This window comes from Alphaproteobacteria bacterium (assembly GCA_030680745.1).
Classification (GTDB): Bacteria; Pseudomonadota; Alphaproteobacteria; order JAUXUR01; family JAUXUR01; genus JAUXUR01.
This window is the reverse complement of sequence record JAUXUR010000037.1, coordinates 1-11,446: the sequence shown is the minus strand read 5'-3', so window position 1 is coordinate 11,446 and position 11,446 is coordinate 1. Positions and strand designations below refer to the sequence as shown.

Sequence of the window (11,446 nt, the reverse complement as noted above, 5' to 3'; positions counted from 1 at the left end):
CTCAATATAAGGTTTAAAAATGATTTGTCGATAGATTTAAATTACGAAACAATTTTTGCGCGTCGAAAAGCACGCGATCATTTTATTTTTGGCAAACTTAGGTTTGTATTTTAAGTTAGGGGCGCGCCCCTAAATTAGGGGTTGTACCCAAACATTTTCAGTGTTGGGTCAAGAAAATAAGAGAGAACAGTGCTTGTTGTATATTTAATGCACAAGCATTGCGAATCTCGAGTTTTGAAAACCTCCACAATTGAAAAGAATTGGGTATACCATGATTCATATTAAAGATCTATCCTATCGCATTGGCGGTCGTCCACTATTTGAAGACGCCGATCTTTACATACCAGAAGGTCATCATGTCGGTCTTATTGGGCGTAATGGCGCTGGAAAAACGACACTTTTCAAATTAATTTGCGATGAATTACAGCCTGATGCTGGCGAAATTATGTTGCCAAAACATTGGCGCATTGGTCTTGTGTCGCAGCATCCGCCTTCAGGCGATAGAACACCACTTGAGGAAGTCTTGGCGTCCGACACAGAACGCGAAGATTTAATGCAAGAATTAAATAAAACACCTGATCCGATGCGTGAAGCTGAAATCCATTATCGTTTAATTGAAATTGAAGCACATAAAGCGACATCGCGTGCAGCGCTTATTTTAAAAGGTTTGGGTTTTTCAGACGAGGACCAGCTTAGACCATTATCATCTTTTTCAGGTGGTTGGCGTATGCGTGTGGCTTTGGCAGGAACCATTTTTTCGGAACCTGATTTGTTATTGCTCGATGAGCCCACCAACCATTTGGATTTGGAAGCCTGTATCTGGCTTGAGGATTATTTAAAAAATTATCCCAAAACTATTTTATTTATCAGTCATGAGCGCTCTTTCTTAAATACAGTGGCAAATGCCATTGTTGATTTACGTAACAAAGAATTTAAGCTTTATACGGGTAATTTTGATACGTTCATTCGTACAAAGGAATTACAAGAAGGTTTGGAAGAAGCAGAACGTACTAAAAAAGAAACGCAGATCAAACATATGCAAGTCTTTGTTGATCGATTTGGGGCGAAAGCGTCTAAAGCGAAACAAGCACAAAGTCGATCGAAAGCGATTGATAAATTAAAATCAGAAATGAAAGAAGAGTCGAACGAAAAAAGCTTTACTTTTAAGTTTATGTTCCCTGAAGCACCTGTGTTACCACCACCCATTGTCACTGTTCATCAGGGTGTTTTATCCTATGTGCCAGAGAAACCTGTTTTGCAAAACATTAGTTTTTCATTGAATCCTAAATTACGACTGGGTCTTTTGGGATCGAATGGTAATGGTAAATCAACCCTTGCTAAATTTATTGTGGGTAATCTAAAGCTTGTTCAAGGTGATACCCATCGTGATCCAAAATTAAAAGTTGGGTATTTCGAACAATATCAAATTGAGGCATTGCGGGATGAATGGTCTGCTTATGATCATTTAAATGAATTATGGCCACAAAAAACACCAGAACAAATTAGATCACGATTGGGTCAATTTGGCTTTAGTGGTGATCGTGCCTTCCAAAAAGTTGGTGTCTTATCGGGTGGTGAAAAAACACGCCTTAATTTTGCGCTTATTACTTGTGAAGCACCACATCTTCTTATTTTCGATGAACCAACCAATCACTTGGATATGGAATCGAAAGAAGCGTTGGCGACCTCCATCAAAAATTTTAAGGGCGGTGTGATTATTATCAGTCACGATTTCGATTTTTTAGAAAAAACCGTTGAAGAGTTTTGGTTGATTGGCCAGAAAAAAATTACACCATGGAAAGAATCCTTAAAGGCATATCGTAAATATATTATTACGCAAGGTGATAATACACCCACGAAGCCTGAAAAAGTCAAAGCTAAAAACAATGCTGAAAAAGGGATTGTTGAGAAAAGAGCGAAAGAATTAGAGAAAAAAATCAGGCAATTACATGCTGAAAAAAAGAAGATTGACAATCAATTAGCTGATCCTGCTTTTTATGCAAATGCGTCACGCGAGTTGCAAAAAATAATGGGCGAAAAAGAAGCGATTGACTTAGAGATTGGTAATTTAGAAGAGGAATGGTTTTCATTGCAAGGTGATGAGGGCTAATTTTATCTTACTTTTAAAAGTATAGAGTAGATGTTTCGTAGTTTAGAGGTTGTTGACATTTTATAAAAAAGCCATTCAACCTACTGAAAAACAAACAAAATTTTGCCATTACCCACCACCATTGTTTCCCTGAACAAGCGAGAAGCAAAGCTTCGAGCACGGATTCAGGGTCCAGATCACACTCATGATCGAAGATCATGGCAAATTAATAAACTCTCGCCATGCTCTTCGAGCATGTATTTTAGTCTGGATCCTGAATCTGCGTATGAAGCTCAGCTTCAACGCGTTCAGGAAAACAAAACTAACATATTGTTTTAAAACAATAATTAACTTTGGTCATTAGAAGAATGCGTGAGTGCTTAGGCACGAGGGCATACGTGGCAATTTACACTTACGAATGCTGTAGTAAAAAGTGTGGATTGTCACAAACAGCCTTGCGTACCGCTCGGCTATTTTCGTATGGGACGAGCTTACTCTCATTTTATTAAACTAAATGTCAACAGCCCCTAGTTTTTTAAAGAAAATAGAATTTCTTCCTTTTAATTTTTTCATGATATACTGAAAAAAAGGGAGCTATATCATGCGTATCACAAAGTTAATCTTGTTGCTTTTATTTATATTTCTTGTCTTTAGCTCAATGCATTTAAAGCAATTGGGTTTTCATGAAGCTATGAATCATATGCTTTTAACAAGTGTAACTGTTATTGGTTGGGTTTTTTATATTGCTTACGGTTTTTATCTTTATAAAAAACAAAAAGAAAATCCAGATATTCATCCTGCAGATAAAGAACGACTTAAAATCTATGCAAATCGTAGTTTTTTTCATGTATTTTTGATTGAAGGAACAATTCTATCTGTGATCATTGGCATTGGTATTGTTGCTTATCATTACCTCACTCAACATATAGGCGACTTTCCGTATCATATCCTTTGGTGGGCATTAATTGGGTATCCTTTAGCATTTTTTTCATGGGTCATCACAAAAAAACGGTGTGAAAAATCTTAAACCTACGCGTCTGTTGAAAGAGTGCAATGTACTTGAAATTGAAGTTAGTTCGACACATATACCCAAATAATCTGAAACTACCGTTTTTAGTCGATGACTTTTGGCTGCTTTTTAAACTAAAAATTTCTAAGGTAAAATAATTACCTGTTGTAATTTTTGGTATTAAAAATCATCTCAAATCTCAGACTCAAAATCGGCATTTCCAAATCATTCGGGTATAAGCTAAAATTTAGATGTTCACAGTAATTTATCCGTAAAAAAAATACAATATGCTGATGAAAAATTATTATTTTTGATAGACTTGATATCATTTTTATGTACACTCACTAGAGTACAATAATTACAATTTCCGGAGAATAAATATGATATCAGGATCATTTAAAGACGTTATTCAGCATTTTCTTGCAAATCCTGATTTGATCGCTTTTTTTCTATTTTTTGTGGGGGCCACAATTGGGTTATGGGTTTATCCTGGCAAACAAGTTTGGTTAGGTTTTTTTGTTCTCATTCTTATTTTTGGACTCATTCAAGGTAAAATAACTATTGTTGGATTTTCGTGTATTGCCCTTTTTGCTATGATTGTTTATGGGTATTATCATTGGCTTAAAAGACCGACTTATAGGTTAATCGGTGGAATACTTCTTTTCATAATATCTATTGGATTTTACGCCCATCAAATCGACGGTTTTGTAAATCCTATTTTAATTCCTGCTGTTAAATTAAGTGCGGATTCATTTATTTATAGATCCTTCCTTAATTTTGATAAAACACTTGCTGGCCTTTGTTTTATGGGTTTAGGGTTACATCTTGCAAGATCTTCCAAAGATTGGCGTAATGCTTTTTTTGCGTCCATTATTCCAACATTTTTAACAGGTGCACTTCTTGCTTCTTTTGCACTTTCATTTCATTATGTTTCATGGGATCCAAAATTACCTGGTATTACAGCGGTTTGGATGATTTCAAACTTTTTATTTGTGGCTGTTGCTGAAGAAGCATTATTTCGAGGCTTCCTTCAAACAGAGCTTCAAAAAATAATTGGTGGCAAAGCAGCCAAATTTTGGGGACTCCTAATAGCTTCACTTCTTTTTGGATTACTCCATTATAAAGGAGGCGCCTTTTACATTACTTTTGCAACGATCGCGGGACTTGGTTATGGAAGTGTATACATAATCACTAATCGTATCGAAGCCGCTATTATTACACACTTTTTGGTGAATGCGTTACACTTCTTCTTGTTTTCATATCCAGCTCTTGCACGTTGATGAGGCGTAATCGCTGTGTGTTGCATAATGCTATAAATTTGCATAAACTCTATTACTGCAATAATTCATTTTCTCATTTGGTTAAGATAAAATGAAAGTTATAATTTACATTGAAGGAGGATTAAAATGAGCACTCAAAACAAACCAAATCCCGGTGAATTTTGTTGGAATGAGTTGATGACACCAGATACGAAAAAGGCACAAGCTTTTTATACGTCTCTTTTAGGGTGGACAGCTCAAGATCATGATATGGGTGACATGACTTATACCATGTTTATGAATGGCGACAAATCTATTGCTGGTATGTTGCAAACACCTAAAGATAAAATTGATCATGTGCCACCGCATTGGATGAGTTATATTGGTGTCGATGATATTGAAAAAACATTTGAAAAAGCGAAATCTTTGGGTGCAAGTGTGATCATGCCTGTCACTAAAGCAGGAGATATGGGGCGTTTTATAGTTATTCAAGATCCAACGGGTGCGCATATAGCATTTTGGCAATGTAACGAAGGTTCGTGTAAGTAAAATAAAAGATTAAAAATTTTTTTAATCCAAAATTCTTAGATCTTGAGATTTCATTTCAAGATCTAAGAATTATACATGAAAATCAATCGTTAATAATATCATTATCAATGATCATTTGTTCGTTTTTTGAATCGTCAATTAAAAATCTTTCACGAATCAAGATTTCCTTTGCGCCATCACGTGTTAGCACTGCAAAATCGTCTATGACAGGATCTGCTGTAAAGTATTTTTTCCAACGATCATCATTTTCTTTATCACTTATAAGTTTTTGAGAATAGAGATATTCGGCAATGGCGCCTGTTGTAAAGGGTCGAAATTGTTTGTTTTCTCTTGTTTTGTATCTTAAACGATTTGTTTCTCTTTCGCGTATTTCAGGTGACAAATTTTGTGATCCAATCTTGCGTAAGCTCAAATCATCTTTCCGATCTTGCTTTGTTTCAGATGCTTGCATTACCCAGTCAATGATACGATTGGGACTAACAAGATCATAAAACACATGAACAACATTCCATTTATTGGTTGAAAAAGGATCTTGTCCTAGAACGCCCATGCGTTCTTGATAAGAAGCAATGGCTGATGTTAAACCCAATTCTTCTTTCAATTCATCGCGATACTTACTTATTAAGTGCACATTTTGTGAATTTTCAGCGGCTTTAGCGAGAATTGCGGTGGTAAAATTTACATTTTTCTTAATGGCTAAAAAGCGTTTCAAATTATCTTTAAAGTTATTCGTCTGATAGCCACCTTCTAATAGAGCATAGGCGACAGAATTGATACCTTCAGATTGACCTGTAGGGCAATGAAGAAGACCATTAACGAGCAAATTAAACAATAACATTTTAGCATCTGGATCGACTGTGTTTTTGATCCGTTCCATAATAAAGGTTAATGCTTTTTGGGTTTCAGGGATTTGGGCTTCATACATGTTCCATGCTTTAATGTCTTTTCCTTCCAAGGGCAAATTATACAAAGTTCTAACATAACCTGTTAGACGTGGCATAAGGTGTTCCCATACTTTTTCAATATTAGATAGATTTTGATTTTTGGCATCGCTTGCGAAGTCATTCGCTAACATTTCATAAGAAAGATAGGCAGGTTTTTGATCATCAGTAAAATTTATGGATGTAACAATTTGTTCTAAAGTTTGAAGCATTTCTTCGCCTTCAAACACCTTCTCAACTTGAATATCTGGTAATTTGTTGACAGTAAAAACATCGCGATTGATGCGTAAAGGATTTTTATCTAAAGCTTCATACACGTATTCTTTAGTTGTTGAACCTGGCATAGCAATTATTGATTGTTCATCTAAGATCACACGATTTCCAAAATGTGCTCGTAATTCTGTTTTTCCCCATTGCAAAGGATTATCACTTCTGGGGAGGAGGTGAGGGTTATTTAGAAGATTAAGTACAATTAAGTTGGAAATATTTTTGATAGAAGCAGGTATAGAAGTTAGTTGATTACGTAAGAGATTGAAACCTCTTAAATTTATTAACTTTTCGATTGCCTCAGGCAAGGACGTAAGTTCATTACCGCCGAGATCAAGAGTTCTTAAATTTATTAACTTTCTGATTGCCTCAGGTAAGGACGTAAGGTTATTACCGCCGAGATAAAGAGCTGTTAAATTTATTAACTTTCCGATTGCCTCAGGCAAGGACGTAAGGTTATTATGGAAGATATTAAGTTTATTTAGCCATGTAAATGCACTTATTTGCGCTAATATGTTTTGTTGTTCTTCAGTGGTTTTTTGAGATAGCTTATTTGCTAAACTTAGTGCGTTATCATTGATGATATGTTTATGATTAAGCGTAATACCATAATGAGCAACTTCTTGTTGTACATCGTTAAATATTTTTTCCTTTTCTTGCATAGTAAACTCTGCTTTTTCTTCTTGCATTGTGACATTGTTTACAGCTTTTACGTCTGTAGGAAGTACGCATAAAAATGTAGATTTTGTTAATATGGTTAAAAGCAAAAGTGAGCATCTTATTTTCATCATAAATATCCTGTTTTATATTTATACTAATTTTATTTTATGAAAATTTAATTAATTAATCGTTAATTTAATGTTATGGCGAGAGTTTATTAATTTTGCCATGATCTTCGATCATGAGTGTGATCTGGACCCTGAATCCGTGCTCGAAGCTTTGCTTCTCGCTTGTTCAGGGAAACAATGGTGGCGGGCAACTTGGTCATTCCTTTTAAGTCCGCCTCTTTTGGGTAGTGGGAAACTCGCAATAACAGTTTTTTGTTCATTTTCAATAGGTTGCATGACTGCTTTATGAAATGTCAATAGCTTCTAATCAGTATCATGTGTTCCTGCAGCTTGCGGCTGTGAAGGTGCAGTTTGTGCAGGCGCAGTATTTAATGATGGATTATATGTAGATCCAGAATTGGGTGTTTTGTTTTTTTGTTTATTAGGTGTGTTTTTATCTTTTTTCTTTTTGTCTTTTGAATCTTTATTTTTTGCGTCTTTTTTTTCTACTTTGCCATTTTTTTTATCTTCTTCAGCTTTTTTTTCGTCTTCTTTCTTTTTAGCTTCAGCTTCAGCTTGTTTTTTGAGATCTTCGTCTGTTAAGCAATCGAAAAGACGAATGTCATAACGGGGGTGCTCAATGGCTGAAACAGAAGGGCTAGAAGCAAAAATAAAACCTGAAAACACATGTTCGCTCTTTTTCATCGGCTGTTGTGCAAAAACTTCAATGAATGCAACAGCTTCTGGTTCTTCTTCGGGTGGTGTTTTTTTTGCGCTTTTAACGGTAACTTCGATCCATCCAAATTTGAAGGGATTATTGACTTTAGCTTCAACCGTAAAAGTCTTTGCTGTTACTTTATCAAGAATTTTAAGAACTGCATAATCTTGAGGTATGTAATTATGTTCAAGAAGACGATCAACGACAAAGCCATGTTTATTGGCTGGTTCGTCTATTAAGATGGCCTCGGGTGAATCGGGAGGAAGATCTGATTTGGCTCTGGGGTCAGTTTTACCTGTTCTGTCATTGCTGTGATCATCCTGTCCAGCATTTTGTTGAACATTATTACCACTAGATGTATTTGTATTTTGTTGCGTGGAAGTTGTTTTATTGCCTTGAAGCCAAGGAAGACTATCGTTTGGAAGTTCAACAATATTGGCATTTAAATAAGATATGTTGAAGAAAAGAAGTGTCATAAGGGTGAAGCTAATGCTTGATCCGATTTTGGGCTTATTGCATTTACGCGTAAATGAAAATTGTGTGTGCATCATATTCTTTTCTAAAGCAAACGTATATTATTAGGGCACATCATTAGCATGCGCTGGTGTTGTAGTATTCGGCGTTGTTGCGTTTTGATTGTTCTGGCTATGTCTATCATCTTCTTCTGGTTTTTGAGAGAACATAAATTTATTTAAAAGTTGCATCAGATCAGCGCCAGCTTGTGTGAATGATATATTGCCATTGGGTGCAATGATATGATCATCAGAGCCTAATGTTAAGGATAAATAGCGTTTACCAAAAAGGCCTTCTTGCGTGATTTCTAGGGAAGAATCTGAAGGGAGTTGAATGCTTTTATCAAGCTCTATTTTGATACGGGCTAAATATGTTTTGGGGTCAAGGGCACTTTCGGTAACTGTACCTACAGTAATGCCTGCTGTTTTAACTTCACTGCCTTTTCGAATACCATCTACACGGTCAAAATTAGCAAAAAGTGGATAAGTGTCAGTAGAAGTCGATACGTTGCTTTTGTATAAAAGGGTACCAAAGCCGATTGCTGAAACAAGAACGCCAGCACCTAAAATCGTTTCGAAAGTATTTCTTTGCATTTTTTATCCAATAATATTTACGTGCCTTTTAACATTTTGTAAATGTTATTCGGGTGTCCACGGCTCGTAATCGCCAGTCGCTTTTGCACGCTTACCACCAACAAGTGTATGTCCTTTTGGTCGATATGCATAGGGGGTGCCTGTTAAATTAGGCAAATAAGGTTTTTGCCAAGTATAAAGTTGGGTTTGTTTTTTTGATTCAGGAATTTCATCACATGTAAAATGAAGCCAAGCATGCCAAAGAGGTGGAATTTTTGAAGCTTCCACTTCATCTTTGAAAACAACCCAACGCTTCTCTTTTTTGAGGCTGGTATTGTTTTTGAATGATGATTCTTTGCGCGAAATATAATAAAGATTGCCAAAGGCATCCTCACCAATTTTCTTACCTGTTAAAAAAGTGCATAAACGTGTTATCAATTTTGACATATTCTGTTTCCCTTTTACTAAACTATGACAGTTTTAAAGGATTTGGTCTAGAAAATTTTTCTGCGTTTTAAGCATGATGATATTTGTTTTTCTAATAAATCGTTTGAAGGAGTTGTTAATTTGAGTGACGAAATGTATTTGGAGAGAAATTAATCGCAGGATTAAGACGTTTATGTTCTCAATCCTGGATTATATAGATTCTCAATGGACATTAATAAGATTGATGTTATTTGAATCAAGCAAGTCTAATGCGCTATCTTTACTATAACGATGGGCAAAACATGTACCATCAGCGTTATATAAGACGAAGCTTTCTTCATCGTCGCCTGTATCTTCAATTTTTAAGTAGCAAAATTTTTTATTGCCTAATTTTGTAAATTCATCACGCGTTAATTTTCTGAGTTTTGGTGTAGCGGGCATCATTTGAATCCTTTTACTGAATTAACAACAAGTGCTGCAATTGTTTTTTATTTAATATACTTTATAATAGACAATTTTACTTAATAAGTCAATTAAGTTTACCAACTATTTTCTTCTAATTTTAGAATTATTAGAAAAGTGTGTAATGATGTCATTTTTCTTTCAAACTTTAATTATATGATTTAGGATGACCGCATTAATGCACATGGCAAAAGCTGTTCTGCTAATATTAAATTTGGAGCAAAATACATAACATGTCTACAGCTTATTTTATAATTTCTAAGGCTTTTTGGTTTTTCGCGGCGCCCTTAAGTTTGTTTTTATTTTTCTTCATTCTTGCCGTTTTTATGTTGCAGACAAGATTTTTTCGTCTTGCTAAAAAAGTATTATATTTCCTAGCATTTTTTGCGATTATTTTTATTTTTTTGCCGGTTGATTATTGGCTCATAGCACCATTAGAAGAATCTTATCCTATTCCAAACGCTGACATAATAGATAAATTTGATGGTGTTATTGTTTTAGGTGGTGAAGCACACACGAATCTGTCAAATCAGTACAATATGCCTATAGTGCCATTTGGTTCAGAGCGTTTAAATAAATTCATAGAACTTTATCATAAGAATCCAAAGGCCAGATTTGTATTTACAGGAGGGGATTTAGAGTTAGATAATCAGAAAAAAAATGAAGCCTTCTATTCAAAAATGTATATAGAGAATTTAGGTATTGATACATCACATATGATATTCGAAAACAAATCACGCAATACTTTAGAAAATGTGATTTTAAGTAAAGAGCTTGTTTCACCCCGCTTAGATGAAAAATGGATATAATAACATCAGCATATCATATGAGGCGATCTGTTAATTATTTTAAGCGCTCAAATTGGGATGTTATCCCATATCCTGTTGGATTTAGGCGCGTTAAAAGTCTTAACCCATTTGAACATCCCATTACAGCAAAGTTACAAATTGTGACGATGGCAATAAAAGAACGAATTGGGTTACTAGCTGCTTATATTTTTTAATATTTATTATTGTTTTTTGTATAGTTAGAATTATTTTTTTAAAAAGGCTGTTTTTTTTCAGCCTTTTTTATTTCAACTAAAAATGTTTTTCAATTTCCTTGGCCATTTCAGTGGCAGGCGTTCCTAAGCGAAACATCGAGATTAATTTGCCGTCTCGACCTACAAGATAGGTGAAGGTTGAATGATCCATTAAATAATCATCGCCACCTTTATCTTCAGTTTTCGCTGCATAAATTTTATAATGATCGAAGGCTTCATTTAATTCTTGGTCATTGCCGTAAAGTCCCATGAGTTTTGGGTGAAAAAGACCTACATAATTTTTCAATAATTCTTGATTGTCGCGTTTGGGATCTATGGTTACAAAAATAGGTTGAATGTCATTGATTTTGTTGCCTAATATATCGAGTGCTTTGGTCATGGTTGAAAGCTCTGACGGGCATAAATCGGGACAATAAGAATAACCAAAATAAAGCAACATTAATTTGCCTTTAAAGTCTTGATTTGAAATGCGTTGACCCAAATGATTTGTTAGATTAAAGGGACCACCTAATGGAACATTGGCTGTAACAATGTAACTGGGCTCAGGTGTTTTAGTTACGTCTTGCACAATATTTGTATCGAGGTTGTTACGCATTTTGCTGAGATAGATGCCACCACCGATGCAGGCTGCGATGATGGTAAAAGTGAAGAAATATTTCATATTCTATGTCCTGTTTTTGTTGTTTATCATTCGTCATTGCGAGTTTCCCACCACCTAAAAGGGTCGGACTTAAAAGGAATGACCAAATTCGCAAACATGTGTATAAAAAGCTTGTGCGACCTGGAGGCCGTCGAAGCATTGGTGTTTGAAGAACCCGTTTGCGAGTCTGGT

12 protein-coding genes are annotated in these 11,446 nt (G+C 35.2%); 6 read left to right on the top strand and 6 right to left on the bottom strand.

Going from position 1 to position 11,446, the window contains the following annotated elements; translation table 11 throughout:
- Positions 1–271: 271 nt before the first annotated feature.
- The 4 genes from Q8L85_03330 (at position 272) to Q8L85_03315 (ending at position 4,906) form a co-directional block, all read left to right on the top strand.
- Positions 272–2,110: an ABC-F family ATP-binding cassette domain-containing protein gene (locus tag Q8L85_03330; GenBank protein ID MDP1723714.1), complete on the top strand. Its 1,839-nt coding sequence runs from the start codon at positions 272–274 to the stop codon at positions 2,108–2,110.
- Positions 2,111–2,690: 580 nt separating this feature from the next.
- Positions 2,691–3,116 carry a hypothetical protein gene (locus Q8L85_03325; GenBank protein MDP1723713.1) on the top strand — a complete coding sequence of 142 codons (426 nt, stop codon included), beginning with the start codon at positions 2,691–2,693 and terminating at the stop codon, positions 3,114–3,116.
- Positions 3,117–3,478: 362 nt separating this feature from the next.
- Positions 3,479–4,378: a CPBP family intramembrane metalloprotease gene (locus tag Q8L85_03320; protein ID MDP1723712.1), complete on the top strand. Its 900-nt coding sequence runs from the start codon at positions 3,479–3,481 to the stop codon at positions 4,376–4,378.
- A gap of 126 nt (positions 4,379–4,504) precedes the next feature.
- Complete coding sequence (locus tag Q8L85_03315) at positions 4,505–4,906, top strand: VOC family protein (protein MDP1723711.1); 402 nt, start codon at positions 4,505–4,507, stop codon at positions 4,904–4,906.
- A gap of 82 nt (positions 4,907–4,988) precedes the next feature.
- On the opposite strand, the gene Q8L85_03310 is transcribed toward Q8L85_03315, so the two are convergent.
- The 5 genes from Q8L85_03310 to Q8L85_03290 form a co-directional block, all read right to left on the bottom strand.
- Positions 4,989–6,902, bottom strand: a complete 1,914-nt coding sequence (locus Q8L85_03310; GenBank protein ID MDP1723710.1) for a leucine-rich repeat domain-containing protein — start codon at positions 6,900–6,902, stop codon at positions 4,989–4,991.
- A 303-nt stretch (positions 6,903–7,205) separates the two neighbouring features.
- A complete protein-coding gene (locus tag Q8L85_03305) occupies positions 7,206–8,150 on the bottom strand; it encodes a DUF2155 domain-containing protein (protein MDP1723709.1) in 945 nt (314 codons plus the stop codon).
- A 27-nt stretch (positions 8,151–8,177) separates the two neighbouring features.
- Positions 8,178–8,705 (bottom strand): outer membrane lipid asymmetry maintenance protein MlaD, encoded by a 528-nt coding sequence (locus Q8L85_03300; GenBank protein ID MDP1723708.1) that lies wholly within the window; start codon positions 8,703–8,705, stop codon positions 8,178–8,180.
- Between the two features lie 45 nt (positions 8,706–8,750).
- Positions 8,751–9,131 (bottom strand): NADH:ubiquinone oxidoreductase subunit NDUFA12, encoded by a 381-nt coding sequence (locus Q8L85_03295; protein MDP1723707.1) that lies wholly within the window; start codon positions 9,129–9,131, stop codon positions 8,751–8,753.
- A gap of 201 nt (positions 9,132–9,332) precedes the next feature.
- A complete protein-coding gene (locus tag Q8L85_03290; GenBank protein ID MDP1723706.1) occupies positions 9,333–9,554 on the bottom strand; it encodes a hypothetical protein in 222 nt (73 codons plus the stop codon).
- Positions 9,555–9,898: 344 nt separating this feature from the next.
- On the opposite strand from Q8L85_03290, the gene Q8L85_03285 reads away from it, so the two are divergent.
- Together Q8L85_03285 and Q8L85_03280 are read left to right on the top strand one after the other, a co-directional pair.
- The gene (locus Q8L85_03285) at positions 9,899–10,381 is read left to right on the top strand and encodes a YdcF family protein (GenBank protein MDP1723705.1); all 483 of its coding nucleotides are present in this window, start codon (positions 9,899–9,901) and stop codon (positions 10,379–10,381) included.
- Positions 10,372–10,575 (top strand): hypothetical protein, encoded by a 204-nt coding sequence (locus tag Q8L85_03280; GenBank protein MDP1723704.1) that lies wholly within the window; start codon positions 10,372–10,374, stop codon positions 10,573–10,575. Before Q8L85_03285 ends, Q8L85_03280 begins: the two co-directional genes overlap by 10 nt.
- A 76-nt stretch (positions 10,576–10,651) precedes the next feature.
- Here Q8L85_03280 and Q8L85_03275 read toward each other — a convergent pair whose 3' ends face one another.
- Positions 10,652–11,275 carry an SCO family protein gene (locus Q8L85_03275; protein ID MDP1723703.1) on the bottom strand — a complete coding sequence of 208 codons (624 nt, stop codon included), beginning with the start codon at positions 11,273–11,275 and terminating at the stop codon, positions 10,652–10,654.
- Positions 11,276–11,446: the final 171 nt, after the last annotated feature.